Source organism: Pseudomonas sp. PS02290, assembly GCF_029960075.1.
Lineage (GTDB): Bacteria > Pseudomonadota > Gammaproteobacteria > Pseudomonadales > Pseudomonadaceae > Aquipseudomonas.
In genome coordinates, this window is record NZ_JASCOY010000098.1 from 1 (window position 1) to 16,291 (window position 16,291).

The 16,291-nt window shown below is 61.8% G+C and carries 16 protein-coding genes; 9 read left to right on the forward strand and 7 right to left on the reverse strand.

What is annotated here, in order from left to right:
• Positions 1-194 precede the first annotated feature (194 nt).
• Together QMX88_RS25050 and QMX88_RS25055 are read left to right on the forward strand one after the other, a co-directional pair.
• Complete coding sequence (locus tag QMX88_RS25050; protein ID WP_282372949.1) at positions 195-878, forward strand: DNA-3-methyladenine glycosylase; 684 nt, start codon at positions 195-197, stop codon at positions 876-878.
• 4 nt (positions 879-882) lie between these two features.
• A complete protein-coding gene (locus QMX88_RS25055; protein WP_192173766.1) occupies positions 883-2,199 on the forward strand; it encodes a bifunctional DedA family/phosphatase PAP2 family protein in 1,317 nt (438 codons plus the stop codon).
• A 62-nt stretch (positions 2,200-2,261) separates the two neighbouring features.
• Here QMX88_RS25055 and QMX88_RS25060 read toward each other — a convergent pair whose 3' ends face one another.
• Genes QMX88_RS25060 through QMX88_RS25070 form a run of 3 tightly spaced genes read right to left on the reverse strand, consistent with a single transcriptional unit; the run spans position 2,262 to position 3,953 of the window.
• Positions 2,262-2,867 (reverse strand): LON peptidase substrate-binding domain-containing protein, encoded by a 606-nt coding sequence (locus QMX88_RS25060; protein ID WP_282372950.1) that lies wholly within the window; start codon positions 2,865-2,867, stop codon positions 2,262-2,264.
• Between the two features lie 10 nt (positions 2,868-2,877).
• A complete protein-coding gene (locus tag QMX88_RS25065; protein ID WP_282372962.1) occupies positions 2,878-3,588 on the reverse strand; it encodes an LrgB family protein in 711 nt (236 codons plus the stop codon).
• A 2-nt stretch (positions 3,589-3,590) separates the two neighbouring features.
• Positions 3,591-3,953, reverse strand: coding sequence for a CidA/LrgA family protein (locus QMX88_RS25070; RefSeq protein ID WP_065988384.1), 363 nt, complete (start codon positions 3,951-3,953; stop codon positions 3,591-3,593).
• A gap of 287 nt (positions 3,954-4,240) precedes the next feature.
• On the opposite strand from QMX88_RS25070, the gene QMX88_RS25075 reads away from it, so the two are divergent.
• From QMX88_RS25075 to QMX88_RS25085, 3 genes are all read left to right on the forward strand, one after another.
• The gene (locus QMX88_RS25075; protein ID WP_282372951.1) at positions 4,241-4,696 is read left to right on the forward strand and encodes a MaoC family dehydratase; all 456 of its coding nucleotides are present in this window, start codon (positions 4,241-4,243) and stop codon (positions 4,694-4,696) included.
• Positions 4,697-4,868: 172 nt separating this feature from the next.
• Positions 4,869-6,563 carry a C13 family peptidase gene (locus QMX88_RS25080; protein ID WP_282372954.1) on the forward strand — a complete coding sequence of 565 codons (1,695 nt, stop codon included), beginning with the start codon at positions 4,869-4,871 and terminating at the stop codon, positions 6,561-6,563.
• 123 nt (positions 6,564-6,686) lie between these two features.
• Positions 6,687-7,328 carry an oxidoreductase gene (locus QMX88_RS25085; protein ID WP_192173770.1) on the forward strand — a complete coding sequence of 214 codons (642 nt, stop codon included), beginning with the start codon at positions 6,687-6,689 and terminating at the stop codon, positions 7,326-7,328.
• 179 nt (positions 7,329-7,507) lie between these two features.
• On the opposite strand, the gene QMX88_RS25090 is transcribed toward QMX88_RS25085, so the two are convergent.
• The 4 genes from QMX88_RS25090 to QMX88_RS25105 all read right to left on the reverse strand — a co-directional run bounded on the left by QMX88_RS25090 (position 7,508) and on the right by QMX88_RS25105 (position 11,954).
• The gene (locus tag QMX88_RS25090) at positions 7,508-7,795 is read right to left on the reverse strand and encodes a YceK/YidQ family lipoprotein (RefSeq protein ID WP_122536988.1); all 288 of its coding nucleotides are present in this window, start codon (positions 7,793-7,795) and stop codon (positions 7,508-7,510) included.
• Positions 7,788-8,417 (reverse strand): flavin prenyltransferase UbiX, encoded by a 630-nt coding sequence (gene ubiX / locus QMX88_RS25095; RefSeq protein ID WP_065988388.1) that lies wholly within the window; start codon positions 8,415-8,417, stop codon positions 7,788-7,790. Before ubiX ends, QMX88_RS25090 begins: the two co-directional genes overlap by 8 nt.
• Positions 8,414-9,763, reverse strand: a complete 1,350-nt coding sequence (mpl, locus tag QMX88_RS25100; protein WP_282372958.1) for a UDP-N-acetylmuramate:L-alanyl-gamma-D-glutamyl-meso-diaminopimelate ligase — start codon at positions 9,761-9,763, stop codon at positions 8,414-8,416. The genes ubiX and mpl overlap by 4 nt, the downstream gene beginning before the upstream one ends.
• A 286-nt stretch (positions 9,764-10,049) precedes the next feature.
• Positions 10,050-11,954 (reverse strand): sigma-54-dependent Fis family transcriptional regulator, encoded by a 1,905-nt coding sequence (locus QMX88_RS25105; protein WP_282372959.1) that lies wholly within the window; start codon positions 11,952-11,954, stop codon positions 10,050-10,052.
• Between the two features lie 313 nt (positions 11,955-12,267).
• Here QMX88_RS25105 and exaC point away from each other — a divergent pair, with 313 nt between their 5' ends.
• The 4 genes from exaC to ppa all read left to right on the forward strand — a co-directional run bounded on the left by exaC (position 12,268) and on the right by ppa (position 16,083).
• Positions 12,268-13,788 carry an acetaldehyde dehydrogenase ExaC gene (gene exaC, locus QMX88_RS25110; protein ID WP_282372960.1) on the forward strand — a complete coding sequence of 507 codons (1,521 nt, stop codon included), beginning with the start codon at positions 12,268-12,270 and terminating at the stop codon, positions 13,786-13,788.
• A gap of 189 nt (positions 13,789-13,977) precedes the next feature.
• Positions 13,978-14,625 (forward strand): DedA family protein, encoded by a 648-nt coding sequence (locus QMX88_RS25115; RefSeq protein ID WP_065988392.1) that lies wholly within the window; start codon positions 13,978-13,980, stop codon positions 14,623-14,625.
• A gap of 4 nt (positions 14,626-14,629) precedes the next feature.
• A complete protein-coding gene (locus QMX88_RS25120) occupies positions 14,630-15,448 on the forward strand; it encodes a zinc-dependent peptidase (RefSeq protein ID WP_282372961.1) in 819 nt (272 codons plus the stop codon).
• A gap of 107 nt (positions 15,449-15,555) precedes the next feature.
• Positions 15,556-16,083 carry an inorganic diphosphatase gene (gene ppa / locus QMX88_RS25125; RefSeq protein WP_062384817.1) on the forward strand — a complete coding sequence of 176 codons (528 nt, stop codon included), beginning with the start codon at positions 15,556-15,558 and terminating at the stop codon, positions 16,081-16,083.
• The last annotated feature ends 208 nt before the right edge of the window (positions 16,084-16,291 follow it).

The following is a 16,291-nucleotide window of genomic DNA, read 5'->3' on the forward strand; positions in this document are numbered from 1 at the left end:
AGCCGGTCCTACGGGGGTCGGCGCCAGTCCCACTGGCGGGATGCGATGCTTTTTAGTGGGACCGGCTTCAGCCGGGAAGGCGCCCGTGTAGGCAATGGGATTTTTGATCTGCCCCCGGTGCGTGCCTAGCCATTCAGCTCAAATTAAGGCCGATGTTGATATGATCGCGGTCCATTCTCTGACTGCCGTTGTTTATGCCTGACCAATCGCCACGCGCCCTGCCGGACAGTTTCTTTCATCGCGATGCTCAGACGCTTGCCCGGGAGTTGCTCGGCAAGGTGATCCGTCACAAGGTCGACGGGTTGTGGTTGTCGGCGCGGATTATTGAGACGGAGGCGTATTACGTGGCCGAGAAAGGCAGTCATGCGTCCCTCGGTTACACAGAAAAACGTAAGGCTTTGTTTCTGGAAGGCGGGCACATTTATATGTATTACGCCCGTGGCGGTGACTCGTTGAACTTCAGTGCGGAAGGTCCGGGCAATGCCGTGTTGATCAAATCGGCTTATCCCTGGGTCGATGCGGTGTCCGATGAGAACGCCCTCGCCCGCATGCTGCTCAATAATCCCGACGCCAGCGGCAACGTGCGCACGCCAGAGCGGCTGTGCGCCGGGCAGACGCTGCTGTGCAAGGCGCTGGGCCTGAAAGTGCCGATGTGGGACGCCAAGCGCTTCGATGAAGAACAGCTTTTCGTCGAGGACGTGGGCCAGCGACCGCCGCGCATTATCCAAACGACGCGCCTCGGCATCCCCACCGGACGCGACGAGCACCTGATGTACCGGTTCGTTGACGCCGCCTATGCCCGCTTCTGCACACGGAACCCGGTCAGACGCGGGCAAGTCGAAGGACGCGACTATATTTTCATCGAGCAAGGAAACTGAACCCATGGGCGCGTGGCTCGACAGCATCACCTCCTGGCTAAGCGCCAACCCCTCCTGGCTCGGCGCGGCGATTTTCATCGTCGCGTTCATTGAGTGCCTGGCGATTGCTGGCATCGTCGTCCCCGGCACCGTTGTGCTGTTCGCGATTGCCGCACTGGCCGGCAGCGGCATACTCCCGTTGAGTGAAGCGCTGTTGCTGGGGTTCCTCGGCGGGATATTGGGCGATCTAGTCTCGTACTTCCTCGGCCGGCGCTTTCATCAGAAGATTCGTCAATTGCCCGGCCTGCGCAATCACCCGGAGTGGATCGGTGGCGCCGAGACCTACTTCCAGCGCTACGGCATCGCCAGCCTGCTGGTCGGCCGCTTCATCGGCCCGCTGCGCCCGATGCTGCCGATGGTGGCCGGGATGTGCGACATGCCGTTCGTGCGCTTTGCCGGTGTGAGCTTGATTGCCGCTGCCGGCTGGTCTGTGGCCTACATACTGCCGGGCTGGGCGACCGGTGCGGCCATCCGCCTGCCGCTGCCGGAAAACTTCTGGCCCCAGGCTGCCGTGGTGGGCGGCGGGCTCGCGCTGCTGCTGGGCATCAGCGTGCAGAGCAGCCTGCGGCAAAAGCCCTACGCGACCAAAGTCATCGCCCTGACCTGCTTCGTGCTGCTGGGAAGTGTTTTTCTGGGCTGGCCATACCTGGCCGATTTCGATCAGGGCATCATGACCGTGGTCCAGGCCAGTCGGAGCGCTGCTGCCGAAAACTTCGTGGTGATGGTGACGGGCCTGGGGGATTTCCGCACGCAGTTCTGCGCCGCCGCCCTGCTGACCATCCTGCTGGTCGTCACGCGGCAATGGCGCCATGCAATCTTCGCGGTCGGCACCACCCTGGGCGCGGCGCTGATCAACCAGAGCATGAAATACACCTTCGCCCGCGCCCGGCCTGACGTACTGACGGAGGCCCTGGGGACCTACAGCATGCCGAGCGGACATGCATCGGCCTCGTTTGCGCTGTTCATGACGCTGGCGGTGCTTGCCGGTCGCGGTCAGCCGGTGCGGCTGCGCCTGACGTGGCTGCTATTGGGCGGCATTCCGGCGCTGGCGATCGCCATGTCAAGGGTGTATCTGGGCGTGCACTGGCCGACGGATGTCACGGCGGGGATGCTGCTGGCGTTTTTCACCTGCGCGGCGAGCCTTGCGTTCGTGCAGAACAAAAAGCCGTTGGAGGCCCTGCCGATTAAAGTCTGGTGGCTGGTGCTACCGGCAATGGTGGCGCTTTTCGGCGGGTTCGGCCTGCACTCGTTCCCCCACGGTTTGATCCGCTACCAGTACTGAAACAGCTCAGGCGCGGCCTGCCGGAAGAACGATCCGGTCCGCGCCGCGCAAAACAACAGCATTCAGGCCTGCATGTCGCCCTGCATTTCGTCGAGCAGGTCCTGAATCGCATCGAGCCGTTGTTCGGCGTCTTCGATTTCCAGCAGCTCGATCTTGTCTTCCTCCGCGAACGGCAAGAGGTACGCCAGCTGATTGGCCAGCGAGTGCTGACCGCTCGCGGTGAGGCCCATGTTCAGCGCGGCCACCATCGGGTGCTCGGCCAGCGCGGCGAGTAACGCGACCAGGTCGTCGTCCTCTTCTTGCAGCGGTTGTTCTTCGGGATCGTCGAGCCACTCGACCTCGCCGATCAGCAGGTTGTCGCGCTGGGTGCTGTAGTCCTTCACCCGAAAGCGTCGGGCGCCCACCACCCGAATGCCTAGCAGGCCGTTGTCCTGCTTCTGGAAATCGGTCACCCGCGCTTCGCAGCCGATCATCGAGAAACCGTCCGGCACGTCGCCCGTCTCATTGCCCTCAGTGATGCAGACCACGCCAAAGCCTTCGCCCTGCTTCATGCAGCGGCTAATCATGTCGAGGTAGCGCGCCTCGAATAGCTGCAAATCGAGCACGCACCCCGGGAACAGCACGGCATTCAGTGGAAACAGCGGCAGCGTAAACAACGGCAACGACATAAACCTATCCTCAAGCAACCAGAGACACCGCCAACGGCAGGAACAAGGCCGTGGCGACACCCATCAGACTCATCGCCAACGCCGCGAAGGCGCCGCATTCCTCACTTTCCTGCAGGGCCGCCGACGTACCCACCGCGTGCGCCGTCAGCCCGAGGGCCATGCCTCGCGCTTCCGGGCTGGTGACCTGCGCCAGCGTCAGCAGGCCGGGGCCGAATATGCCGCCGATCACCCCGGTTATCAACACAAAGACTGCGGCCAGCGCCGCCACACCGCCAATCTGCTCGGCGACCAGCATGGCGATCGGCGAGGTCACGGACTTGGGCGCCATGGTCATCAGGATCATGTGATCGGCGCCGAGCATCCAGCCCAGCCCGACGCACAGCCCGGTGGCCAGCACTCCGCCCACCACCAGCGTAGTCAATACCGGCCAGAACAGCTGCCGGATGCGCCGCAGGTTCAGATAAAGCGGCACGGCCAGCGCAACCGTTGCCGGGCCCAACAGAATGCTGAGGATTTCGGTGCTTTTGCGGTACTCAACGTAGGACAGCCCGCAGCTCACCAGTACGCCTATCACCACCAGCATCGAAATCAGCACCGGTTGCAAAAACACCCAGCGGGTTTTCTCGTAGCCGGCCAGCACCAGTTGATACGCGCCCAGCGTGATGGCGATACCGAACAAGGGGTGATGAATCACCGACAGCCAGGCGCCGTGCCAGTCCAGACTCATGATGGCTCCCGGCGATTGGCCTGACGGTCGATGAGTTTCTGCATCAGCCAGCCGGCGAAGGTCAGCGACACCATCAGGGAAATCACCAGCGAGCCGACGATCGCCCAGAAGTCCTCGGCGATCTGGTCGGCATACACCATCACACCCACGGCGGGCGGCACCAGCAGCAGCGGCAGGTATCGCAGCAGACTGCTGGCCGCCAGGCTGATGGGTTCACTGACTTCGCCGCGGGTCATGAGGTAGATCATCAACAGCACCAGCCCGATGATCGGGCCGGGCAGGATCGACAGAAACAGGTGATTGAGCGCGGTTCCGATCAGTTGGAACAGCACAAGCCAGGTCAGGCCTCTTAGCAACATAAAAAACTCCAGCAGATTCGCGGCGACATTATAGGCACGCCACCCGCGCTGCCTATGGGGTGGTATTCGCCAGTTGAGACCACGTTGACCCGCGCAGTGGCGCGTGCTGATCTTCAATGCCAAGCAATAACAGCGCCGACGTCACCTCGTCGACTGCGGTTCAAACTGTAGGAGTGAGCTTGCTCGCGATCTGACGCGAAGCGGCAGCAAACCTGCGAGCGCGTTGTGTCAGGGGGCCTGCCCGTGAAGATCCCGTGCAAAAACAATCACCCACAAGGAGAGTAGCGATGCCCCACGTACCCGTTGCAGAACTCAAGAGCTATGAAGGCAAGGACCTGGGATGCTCCGAGTGGCTGACCATCGATCAGGCACGCATCAATCTGTTCGCCGAAGCCACCGGCGACTTCCAGTTCATCCACGTCGATCCGGTAAAAGCAGCGCAAACCCCGTTCGGTTCGACCATCGCCCATGGCTTTCTGTCGCTGTCGCTGATGCCCAAGCTGATGGAGTCCTTGATGGTCGTGCCCGAAGGCATGCAGATGGCGATCAACTATGGCCTGGACAGCGTGCGCTTCATTCAGCCGGTGAAAGTGAATTCGCGCGTTCGTCTAAAAGTCACGCTGGCAGATGTGACCGAAAAGAAGCCCGGCCAATGGTTGCTAAAAGCCTCCGCAACCCTTGAAATCGAAGGTCTGGACAAGCCTGCGTTCGTGGCGGAACCGCTTTCGCTATGCTTCGTGTAACCCCCGCCGTCCCTCCATAACGCCTGCGCAAACCTTCCAGAAACATGAAACAGTCGTAACAGACTGTTTCATGAGCGTTCCTCGCTGCGGCATACTCGCTGCGGCTGTGTGAGCGACTCGATACACGTACGCGATCAGATCACGCCGAAACATCTTTTTTTCGGGATTTACCATGCGCGCGTTTGCTCCTTTGGCCCTGACCTTCCTTCTTACCGCTTGCGGCGATGGCGAATCGCTGTTGCCCCCGGACGCTCGCCTGCCCGACGGCGGACGCTATCGTGGCGACGTGATCAACGGTGTGCTGCAAGGCAAGGGCCGGATCGATTACCCCAATGGCAGCTGGTACGCCGGGGAATTCAAGAACGGTCAGTGGAACGGCCAGGGTGAGTGGCACGCCAGCAACGGCGACGTATACAAGGGTGGCTTTCAGGACGGGCTTTTCCATGGCCAGGGCTCGTTGACGACCAGCGCCGGCAGCTACGTCGGCGGCTACAAGCTGGGGCGGCGCGACGGCGAAGGCACGCTGAAAGAGCACGGCATGAGCTATCGCGGCGAGTTCAAGGCCGACCTGTACGACGGCGCCGGTCATCTGGAACTGGACGACGGCAGCGAGTATCAGGGCCAGTTCGCCCACGGCAAACCCAACGGCGAAGGCCAGCGCAACGATTCGGCGGGCAACCAGTTCAGCGGCAAGTTCGTCGATGGCCAGCTTGAAGGCACGGGCAATTTCAACAGCGCCGATGGCGATCAATACGTCGGCGGCTTTCACAACAATCAGCTCAACGGTCGCGGTCGCTACGAAAACGCCGATGGCGATGTCTGGTCGGGGCAGTTCAAGGATGGCGCGTTCACCGGCAAGGGCGAGTTGATCGGCGCCGACGGGACCCGCTACCAAGGCGACTTCAAGAACTGGCGTTTCGCAGGCTCAGGCAGCCTGAAGCTCCCGGACGGCAGCGTGTACATCGGGCAGTTCGAGAACGACAACTATCAAGGCAGCGGCGTGCTGACCACTGCGGAAGGCGAAGTCCAGAGCGGCACCTGGTCGAACGGCCAGCGGGTGCGCGACGCCGCCGGCAAGCTGCTGCCGGATCCGCTGGAAATCGGCTTGCTCGCCCAAGGTGCCCTCGTCGAAAAGGCCCTCGCCGCCGTGCCCGCCTCCACGCCGGCCATCGAGCTTTACAGCCTCGTCGTGGGTGGCGATGGCAAGCAGAGCGTTTTTCTGCGCGAGGCCGATTACGTCAACAAGCTGCTCGCGACGCGCTTCGGTGCTTCGGGTCAGATCACCTTGGTGAACCATCGCGATCATATGGCTGATCGTCCGCTGGCCACCCGCGAGACCATCAGCCGCGCCGTGCAAACGTTGGCCAAGCGCAGCGGCCCGGAAGATTTGATCTTCATTTACCTGACCAGCCACGGCACCCACGAACACGAGTTGGTGCTGGATCAGCCGCGTCTGGAGCTGTCCGACCTGCCTGCCAATGAGATGGCCGGCGTGCTGGCTCCGCTGAAGAATCGCGACAAGGTGGTGGTGATTTCCGCCTGCTATTCGGGCGGTTTCATTCCGGCGATCAAGGACGAGCGGACGATGGTGATTACCGCCTCACGTGAAGATCGAGTGTCGTTTGGCTGCTCTGAGGAGGCCGATTTCACCTACTTCGGCGAGGCGCTGTTCGGCAAGGCGCTGGTGGAAACCGACGATCTGGTGCAAGCGTTCAATGAGGCAAAAGACATCGTCGCCCAGCGTGAGACGGACGAAAGCTTCGAAGCCTCCGAGCCGCAGATGTGGGCGCCGAAAGGCGTGGTCGCCCACTGGCGGCAGCTGCGCAAAAGCCAGGCGGAGCGGGCGTTGAACACCGTTCGACGCTGAGTGCTCAGGCCCAAAAGCGGGGGCGCTTGAACATTTCATGTTTTTTTGTGAAACCCTCCCGCTTCGCTCGCAGTCTGTTCCGGTACAGCGCCTATGCTTGTGGCGTATCAAGGGAGAAAGATCATGTACTTGACGCCTCAGCACATTTTGCTTGCCGGAGCTACCGGATTGACTGGCGAGCACTTGCTCGACCGCCTGCTTAACGAACCCACTGTCACCCGCCTCCTCGCCCCCAGCCGTCGTCCTCTGGCTGAACATCCACGGCTGGAAAACCCGGTCGGCGATCTCCAGAGTTTGCTGCCCACTCTCGAAGGTCCGGTGGACATCGCTTTCTGCTGCCTGGGCACCACGATCAAACAGGCCGGTTCCCAGGAAGCGTTTCGGGCCGTGGATCTGGACATGGTCGTCGCGTTCGGCAAACGTGCGCGCGAGCTGGGCGCGCGTCATCTGCTGGTGATCAGCGCGGTGAATGCCGATCCGAAATCGAGCATCTTTTACAGCCGCGTCAAAGGCGAGATGGAAGAAGCGCTGAAGCTTCAGGGCTGGCCACAACTGACCATCGTCCAGCCGTCGTTGTTGATTGGCGAGCGGCAGGATCAGCGGTTTGTGGAACAGCTGGCCGCGCCGATTGCCAAGTTGATTCCCGGCAAATACGGCGGCATCGAAGCCTGCAACCTCGCCCGCGCGTTGTGGCGCCTGGCGCTGGAAGAGCAGGAGGGGGTGCGGGTGGTTGAATCAGATGATTTGCGGCGGTTGGGGAAATGACTGAGCACTGCTCAAGCTGACAGCAAACACTCCTACATGGAATGCATTCGGCCCGGACACCGCAGCATATTGTAGGAGTGAGCTTGCTCGCGAAGAGGCCATCACATCCGACGTATCTCCGACAGGACATAGACCGCTTTCGCGAGCAAGCTCACTCCTACAGGGATCGCCGTTCTGAGTTACATCCCGCCCGTAGCCTGAAACCCCACACCCAGCGCGGTCAGAATCGACAGCGGCAGCAGCAGCGTGTCGAGCAGCGCGCTGCCGGGCAGGTCGAGCATAGGGTATTTCGGCGCCTCGGTGCCGAAGCGGTCCTTCTCACAGCAGCCGCCTTCGATGGCGTACAGATCCAGTCGCGTCCCGGCGTAAACCACCGGCGCGCCGGGTTGATTGGCGTCGAGGGTGCGCACGGTGGAGCAGCCTGTGGTCAGCAACAGACCCAGCGCAATGACGACGAGCTTATTCATCAGCGCCAAAGTGATGCTCGCCCCAGCGCGGCAGCATGTCCTGGGGAATGTTGAGCAGATTGAGAATCCGCGCGACGACGAAATCCACCAGATCGTCGATCGTCTGCGGCTGGTGATAGAAACCGGGCGACGCCGGCAGAATCACCGCGCCCATGTTCGACAGCTTGAGCATGTTCTCCAGATGAATGCTGGAAAACGGCGCCTCGCGGGGCACCAGAATCAACTGCCGACGCTCCTTCAACGTCACGTCTGCGGCGCGCTCGATCAAGTTGTTGCAGGCGCCCGTGGCGATTGCCGACAACGTCCCGGTCGAACACGGCACCACGACCATCGCGCTCGGCGAACCGGAACCGGACGCCACCGGCGACATCCAGTCTTCCTTGCCGTAGACCCGAATCTGGCCCGCGGTCGCGCCGGTGTATTCGTTGAGGAACGCCTGCATCATCTGCGGCTTTGGCGGAAGGTTGACGTCGGTTTCCGTGGCCATGACCAGCTGCGCGGCCTTGGAGATGAGGAAATGCACTTCGCGGTCTTCGCGCACCAGGCAGTCCAGCAGGCGCAGGCCGTATTGCGCGCCGGACGCGCCGGTCATCGCCAGGGTGATGCGTTCCGGGCCGCTCATTGCAGGGCCTCCGCAAGTTTGCCGTGCAGGCCGCCGAAGCCACCGTTGCTCATGATGACTACATGGGTGCCGGGCACAGCCTGGTTTTTCACCAGATCAATGATGCCGTCGAGGCTGTCGCAGACCAACGATGGAATGGTGCACTGGGCCGCTGTTCCCGCCAGATCCCAACCCAGATTGGCCGGCGCATACCAGACCACCTGGTCAGCTTGAACAACGCTTTCCGGCAGACCGTCGCGGTGGGCGCCGAGCTTCATGGAGTTGGAACGCGGCTCGACGATGGCGATGATCGGCGCATCGCCGACCTTCTTGCGCAGACCGTCCAGCGTGGTGGCGATGGCGGTCGGGTGGTGGGCGAAGTCGTCGTAGATGATGATGCCGCGCACCTCGGCGACCTTTTCCATGCGCCGCTTCACGCTCTTGAACGCACTCAGCGCTTCAACGCCCTGCTGCGGCACGACGCCCACGTGGCGGGCGGCGGCGAGGGTCGCCAAGGCATTGGCGACGTTGTGCTGGCCGGTCATGCCCCAGTCGACGACGCCCTGGACCGCACCTTCAAACAGCACCTCGAATGTTGAGCCGTCATCGCTGAGCAGGTTCGCCTGCCATTGACCGCCCTCGCCCGTGGTTTGCACCGGCGTCCAGCAGCCCATTTGAATCACGCGCTCAAGCGCGGGCTCGGTGGTCGGGTGAATGACCAGGCCTTCGCTCGGAATGGTGCGCACGAGGTGGTGGAACTGCCGCTCGATGGCCGGGAGATCGGGGAAGATGTCGGCGTGATCGAATTCCAGGTTGTTGAGGATGGCGGTGCGCGGGCCGTAATGGACGAACTTGGAGCGCTTGTCGAAGAAGGCGCTGTCGTATTCATCCGCCTCGACGACGAAGAACGGCGTATCACCGAGACGCGCCGAGACATCGAAGTTCTGCGGTACGCCGCCGATCAGGAAGCCCGGTGCCATGCCGGCGTGTTCCAGCACCCAGGCGAGCATGCTGCTGGTGGTGGTTTTGCCGTGGGTGCCTGCGACGGCCAGCACCCAGCGACCGCGAAGGACGTGATCGGCCAGCCACTGCGGCCCGGAAACGTAAGGCAGGCCCTTGTTCAGGACATATTCGACCGCGGGATTGCCGCGCGACATGGCGTTGCCGACCACCACCAGATCCGGTGCCGGTTCGAGGTGCGAGGGGTCGTAACCCTGCATCAACTGAATGCCCTGCGCTTCGAGCTGTGTGCTCATCGGCGGGTAGACGTTGGCATCGGAGCCCGTGACTTTATGGCCCAGATCCTTGGCGAGCACCGCCAGCGAACCCATGAACGTGCCGCAGATACCCAGAATATGAATGTGCATGACCGACCTCTTAGAACATGGGCCGCAGGTTAGCGTAGAAGGCAGTGGATGCGCACGGGGGAATTACCGAGAGCGAGTGAACGCCATGGTAGGACCGGCTTTAGCCGGGAAGGCGTCAGGTGCTACGCCGCAGAACTGATGGCGATCAGACCGGCCTCTTCCCGGCTGAAGCCGGTCCTACTGGCTGAACGCGACGCCCTAGTGGGACCGGCTTTAGCCGGGAAGGCGTCAGGTGCCACACCGCAGCACCGAGAGAACTCACACCGGCTTCATCCACCGAGGGTCCTTAGCGATTAATCCCATGCTTGCGCAGCTTTCTGTACAGCGTATTCCGGCTCACCCCCAGCTCCCGGGCGGCGTGAGTCATGTGCCAGCGCTGGGTTTCCAGGGTGGAGATGAGCGCTGCGCGTTCGGCGTCATCCAGGGGCGAATGGGCCTCATCGGGCATCGTCTGCACACTCCCCCGCCGAATCGCCACCGGCAGATCATCAAAACCAACTCGCCCTTCATCACACAGCGCCGCCAGCGTACGCAGCACGTTGCGCATCTGCCGCACGTTGCCGGGCCAGTTGAAGTCGAGCAGCGCTTGCCTCGTCTTCGCTTCAAGCTCAATCGAAAGCCCGCCCGCCTCCTGTTTCAACAACAACTCCAGCAACTGCGCCTTATCACTCCGCTCTCTCAATGGCGGCAAAGCGATTTCCAGCCCGTTGAGCCGATAAAACAAATCCTCACGAAAGCTGCCGTCCTCCACCCGCTCCAGCAGATTCCGGTGGGTCGCGCTGATCAGTCGTACATCCACCGCCTGCGGCTCGCCGCCGATGGGCACTACCAGCCGGTCTTCCAGCACTCGCAGTAAACGGGTCTGCAAGGCCACCGGCATATCGCCTATCTCATCCAGAAACAACGTGCCGCCATCGGCCTGTTGCAGCTTGCCGCGCATGCCTTCTTTACGCGCGCCGGTAAAGCTGCCGCCGCGATACCCGAACAGCTCGCTCTCGATCAGGCTTTCCGGAATGGCCGCGCAGTTCAGCGCCACGAATGGCTTGGCGGAGCGCTGACTCGCCTGATGCACTGCCTTGGCAAACGCCTCTTTGCCAGAGCCCGTTTCACCGTTGATCAGCAACGGCACGTCACGCTCGAATACCTTCAGCGCGCGACGGAAATCAGTTAGCAGCGACGCATCGCCCAGGCAGATGTCGTTTGAAGGGAGCGGCACCGCCATCTTGCTGACCACCGGCGTAGCAAGGCCCCTCAGTTCGGTACGCGATTGCCCACGCAGCACGGCGAAGAATCCCCGCCCATCACGCGTGCGCAGCGGCCAACTGGCGGCGGCATCCGGCGCAGCGCGGCTCAGCAGTTCATCCCGCGAGCAGTCAAACAACGATTCCACGCCCTGCCCGACCCGTTCGTCACGGCTCAAGCCGAGCAGATTCAACGCGCTCTGGTTCAGCGCACTGACGCGACCTTCGCCATCAAACGCCAGCAGCCCTTCGCTGAACAGACCAACCGCGCCGGCCTGAAGGTGAAAACGCAGCAGCCACTGGTCATTGAAATGGCGCAGGAAATAACTGCTTTCGATCATCTTCGCTGACAGATTCACCAGCGCCATGGTGTGAAACTGGCTCTGCCGGGACACGTCGTGACGGGCCGATGACACGTCCAGCACCGCAAGCAGATCGCCATGGGGATCGAACACCGGGCTCGCCGAACAGGTCAGTCCGGTATGGCGCCCGCGAAAATGCTCGTCGCGATGGATCGTCACCGACTGACGCTCGACCAGGCAGGTGCCGATGCCATTAGTGCCCTCCCGCGCCTCGCTCCAGTCGGCGCCCAGCCACAGACCGGCGCGCTCGAAAATCCGTCGATCGCCTGGCTCGGTCACGCAGTTGAGGATGATCCCGCGGGCATCGGTCAGCAGCACCGCGCTGCCGCCGGCAAGCTGACGGTGCAGGCTGTTCATCTCGTCGCCGGCGATGGTCAGGACCTGCTGCAACTGCTCGCGACTTTCCAGCACCCGCGCGTGCTCAAGCACGGTCGGCGCCATGGCTTGCGCGGGGTCGAGGTGATAGTCCTCCAGACACCGCAACCATGAACGGGCAATGGAAGGGTCGGTGGCAAGGTGATGGGGTGTTTTGCCCTGGGTAACGGTCAGCACTTGTTCGGCGTGGCGCGTCAGGTGATTGCTGTGCATTTTTATTCTTCACCCTGAGCCGGGGCTCTGCAGAGGATTTGCGACTCAGCATCCTCCTCGCCCGGATCCATTGCAATGCTGCGAAAGGCGGGGTCCGCTGAGTTGTCACGCGAAGGGTACAAAGTGTCACTCGATCCGCCCCGCCGTTGATACACCACTCGGTCAGAACCAGACGATCCACCCACAAAATCCCCGTAAAACGGGCGTCAGACGGCAGTGGCCCGCGCTTTGCTCTACGCTCTAGCCATGCGACCTAGTCATACGCCGCAACGCGTTATCCCCAGACAATCACAAGAGCAAGGAGATATTCACCATGCGTTATGCCCACCCCGGTACTGAAGGCTCAATCGTCACCTTCAAGACCCAGTACGGCAATTACATCGGTGGCGAATTCGTGCCGCCGGTCAAAGGCCAATACTTTGAAAACACCTCGCCGATCACCGGCAAACTCATCGCAACATTCCCTCGCTCCACCGCTGAAGACATCGACAAGGCCCTCGACGCCGCCCATGCCGCGGCCGATGCGTGGGGCAAAACCTCGGTGCAGGAACGCTCGCTGACCCTGCTGAAAATCGCTGACCGCATCGAACAGAATCTGGAATTGCTGGCGGTCACCGAGACCTGGGACAACGGCAAAGCCGTGCGCGAAACCCTCAACGCGGACATCCCCCTCGCCGTCGATCACTTCCGTTATTTCGCCGGCGTGCTGCGTGCCCAGGAGGGCTCCGCTGCGGAGATCGACGGCAACACCGTGGCGTATCACATTCACGAGCCGCTTGGCGTGGTCGGGCAGATCATCCCGTGGAATTTCCCGCTTTTGATGGCCGCCTGGAAACTTGCGCCCGCCCTCGCCGCCGGTAATTGCATCGTCCTCAAGCCGGCCGAGCAAACGCCGCTGGGCATCACCGTGCTGATGGAGCTGATCGGCGATCTGCTGCCCAAAGGCGTGCTCAACGTCGTGCAGGGTTATGGCCGCGAAGCGGGTGAAGCCCTGGCCAGCAGCAAACGCATCGCCAAGATCGCCTTCACCGGTTCGACGCCGGTGGGTTCGCACATCATGAAACTGGCGGCCGACAGCATCATCCCGTCCACTGTGGAGCTGGGCGGCAAGTCGCCGAACATCTTCTTCGAAGACATCATGCAGGCCGAGCCGGAATTCATCGACAAAGCCGCTGAAGGCGTGGTGCTGGCGTTCTTCAACCAGGGCGAAGTCTGCACCTGCCCGTCCCGCTGCCTGGTTCAGGAGTCGATCTACCCGCAGTTCATGGAAGTGGTGATGAAGAAGGTGCTGAAGATCCAGCGCGGCGATCCGCTGGACACCGAGACCATGGTCGGTGCGCAGGCGTCGCAACAGCAGTTCGACAAGATTCTTTCGTACCTCGAAATCGCCCAGGGCGAAGGCGCCGAGCTGCTGACCGGCGGCAAGGTCGAGAAGCTTGAAGGCTCGCTGGCGACCGGTTACTACATCCAGCCGACGCTGCTCAAAGGCAACAACAAGATGCGCGTCTTCCAGGAAGAAATCTTCGGCCCGGTGGTGAGCGTGACCACTTTCAAGGACGAAGCGGAAGCCTTGGCCATCGCCAACGACACCGAGTTTGGCCTGGGCGCCGGCGTCTGGACCCGCGACATCAATCGCGCCTACCGCGTAGGCCGGGCGATCAAGGCCGGTCGTGTGTGGACCAACTGCTATCACTTGTACCCGGCCCATGCGGCGTTCGGCGGTTACAAGAAATCCGGCGTCGGCCGCGAAACCCACAAGGTCGCGCTCGAGCACTATCAGCAGACGAAAAACCTGCTGGTGAGCTACGACATCAATCCGCTGGGCTTCTTTTGATTTAGCGTAATCGGGCGACAAGCAACGGCCTCTTCGGAGGCCGTTTTTTATTCGCGGATACAGGCGACTCAACGTGCAGGCGCGGCAGCGTGTCAGCGGACATCGCTGCTGCATGCCTTTATACTGCCGCGCACATTTCCCCTCTTCGCCCCGCACGACCCGGATCGGGTCTCAAAACCAGGTGCCTACATGGATTTCAATCCGCTTGATCTGATTCTTCACCTCGACGTTTACCTCGACCTGCTTGTGACCCAATACGGCACCTGGGTTTACGCGATTCTGTTCCTGGTGATCTTTTGCGAAACCGGCCTGGTAGTGATGCCTTTCCTGCCCGGCGATTCGCTGCTGTTTATTGCGGGCGCGGTCGCCGCCGGTGGCGGCATGGACCCGGTGTTGCTGGCCTGCCTGCTGATGGCAGCGGCGATTCTCGGTGACAGCACCAACTACATCATCGGCCGCACGGCCGGCGACAAGCTGTTCAGCAACCCGAATTCGAAAATCTTCCGTCGCGATTACCTGACCAAAACACAGGAATTCTACGGTCGCCACGGCGGCAAAACCGTCACCCTCGCGCGCTTCCTGCCGATCATCCGCACCTTCGCCCCCTTCGTGGCTGGTCTTGGCCGCATGCCTTACCTGCGCTTTCTCGGCTTCAGCGTACTGGGGTCGGTGCTGTGGGTCGGCGGGCTGGTCACCCTGGGCTTCTTCTTCGGCAATATCCCGTTCATCAAGAAGAACCTGACACTGCTGGTGTTGGCGATCATCCTGATCTCGCTGCTGCCGATGATCATCGGTCTGATCCGCAGCCGCGCAGGTCGCTCCGCCGAGGCGCGCTGAGCCCATGTGGTCGTTCCGGGAATGGCGCAAACGGCGCACGCTGGCCCGCCATCCGGTCGATCCGCAACTGTGGGAGCGCGTACGCCAGCGCCTGCCGATCCTCGACGGGCTGAGCGCCGAAGAAGACCGCTACCTGCTCGACAGCTGCGTGCTGTTTCTGCAGGCCAAACACCTGACGGCGCTGGAAGGCGTCGAACTGGATGACGAATCGCGGCTGTTTCTCGCCGCTCAGGCGCAGCTGCCGTTGCTCGCCCTGGGCGATCTGAACTGGTATCAGGGTTTTCACGAAATCATCCTTTACGGCGACGATTTCATCAGCCCGCAACGCCATCGCGATGCCAGCGGCATCGAACACGAATGGGACGGCGAGCACAGCGGAGAGGCGTGGTCCCAGGGCCCGGTGATTCTGGCCTGGCCGGGTGTGCTGACGAGCGGAGGATGGGAAGCCTACAACCTAGTGATCCACGAACTGGCGCACAAGCTGGACATGCTCAACGGCGAGGCGAACGGCCTACCACCGCTGCACCCCGACATGCGCGTCAGTGACTGGGCCAGCGCCATGCAGAGCGCATACGACGATCTCAATCGGCAACTCGACGCCGACCCGGACGCCGAGACCGCCATCGACCCCTACGCTGCGGAAAACCCCGCTGAATTTTTCGCGGTCATCAGCGAATACTTCTTCAGCGCCCCGGATTTGCTCGTCGAGGCTTATCCTGCCGTCTACGGGCAACTGAAAGCGTTCTATCGGCAGGACCCGTTGGCGCGGTTGACGGCACTTCAGCGCGACAACCCGGTCTATCAGGCTCAACACGACGCCTGAAGCCTGCCGTCACGCATGGCAACGCTCCGGGAATGTGCCTATAATCCGGGCCACTTTTTGGCGTTGCATGCCAGATTCTGAATGGTCAACCAAGGGGGCAAAGCCCAATGAGCTACAGCAAGATTCCGGCCGGTAAAGACCTGCCGAATGACATCTACGTCGCAATCGAGATCCCGGCCAACCACGCGCCGATCAAGTACGAAATCGACAAAGAAAGCGACTGCCTTTTCGTTGACCGTTTCATGGCCACCCCGATGTTCTACCCGGCCAACTACGGTTTCATCCCTAACACCCTGGCTGACGACGGTGACCCCCTCGACGTGCTGGTGGTGACGCCTTATCCGGTGGCTCCGGGTTCCGTGATCCGTGCCCGTCCGGTCGGCGTGCTGAACATGACCGACGACGGCGGCGGCGATGCCAAAGTCATCGCAGTCCCGCACGACAAGCTGTCCCAGCTGTACGTGGACGTGAAGGAATACACCGATCTGCCACCGCTGCTGATCCAGCAGATCGAGCACTTCTTCGCGAACTACAAAGACCTCGAAAAAGGCAAATGGGTGAAGATCGAAGGCTGGGCTGGCGCTGACGCCGCTCGCGAAGCGATCACCAAATCGGTAGCGGCCTACAAGGGCTGATCCGGTTGTGCCCCGCCGAAGCGCTCGCCGCTTCGACGGGGCCACGTTTTACCCGCACGCCCCCGCCTTCTGCTGTTTGAGCACCCCTCCCCCATACATCCCGCTTTTTTCGCCCTCCGCCCTTACACGAATGTTTAAAACTCGCCTTCCACACACAGCGTGTTTAATGGCGGCGGTAGAATTTCTTATTTTAGCAACACCGTTTGAT

What these genes read in the sequence shown, in the direction of transcription:
- QMX88_RS25085 (WP_192173770.1), top strand. Translation starts at nt 6,687, where the DNA reads ATGTACTTGACGCCTCAGCACATTTTGCTTGCCGGAGCTACCGGATTG.
- exaC (WP_282372960.1), top strand. Translation starts at nt 12,268, where the DNA reads ATGCGTTATGCCCACCCCGGTACTGAAGGCTCAATCGTCACCTTCAAG.
- QMX88_RS25105 (WP_282372959.1), bottom strand. Translation starts at nt 11,954, where the DNA reads ATGCACAGCAATCACCTGACGCGCCACGCCGAACAAGTGCTGACCGTT.
- ppa (WP_062384817.1), top strand. Translation starts at nt 15,556, where the DNA reads ATGAGCTACAGCAAGATTCCGGCCGGTAAAGACCTGCCGAATGACATC.
- mpl (WP_282372958.1), bottom strand. Translation starts at nt 9,763, where the DNA reads ATGCACATTCATATTCTGGGTATCTGCGGCACGTTCATGGGTTCGCTG.
- QMX88_RS25120 (WP_282372961.1), top strand. Translation starts at nt 14,630, where the DNA reads ATGTGGTCGTTCCGGGAATGGCGCAAACGGCGCACGCTGGCCCGCCAT.
- QMX88_RS25080 (WP_282372954.1), top strand. Translation starts at nt 4,869, where the DNA reads ATGCGCGCGTTTGCTCCTTTGGCCCTGACCTTCCTTCTTACCGCTTGC.
- QMX88_RS25060 (WP_282372950.1), bottom strand. Translation starts at nt 2,867, where the DNA reads ATGTCGTTGCCGTTGTTTACGCTGCCGCTGTTTCCACTGAATGCCGTG.
- QMX88_RS25050 (WP_282372949.1), top strand. Translation starts at nt 195, where the DNA reads ATGCCTGACCAATCGCCACGCGCCCTGCCGGACAGTTTCTTTCATCGC.
- QMX88_RS25055 (WP_192173766.1), top strand. Translation starts at nt 883, where the DNA reads ATGGGCGCGTGGCTCGACAGCATCACCTCCTGGCTAAGCGCCAACCCC.
- QMX88_RS25070 (WP_065988384.1), bottom strand. Translation starts at nt 3,953, where the DNA reads ATGTTGCTAAGAGGCCTGACCTGGCTTGTGCTGTTCCAACTGATCGGA.
- QMX88_RS25075 (WP_282372951.1), top strand. Translation starts at nt 4,241, where the DNA reads ATGCCCCACGTACCCGTTGCAGAACTCAAGAGCTATGAAGGCAAGGAC.
- QMX88_RS25090 (WP_122536988.1), bottom strand. Translation starts at nt 7,795, where the DNA reads ATGAATAAGCTCGTCGTCATTGCGCTGGGTCTGTTGCTGACCACAGGC.
- QMX88_RS25115 (WP_065988392.1), top strand. Translation starts at nt 13,978, where the DNA reads ATGGATTTCAATCCGCTTGATCTGATTCTTCACCTCGACGTTTACCTC.
- ubiX (WP_065988388.1), bottom strand. Translation starts at nt 8,417, where the DNA reads ATGAGCGGCCCGGAACGCATCACCCTGGCGATGACCGGCGCGTCCGGC.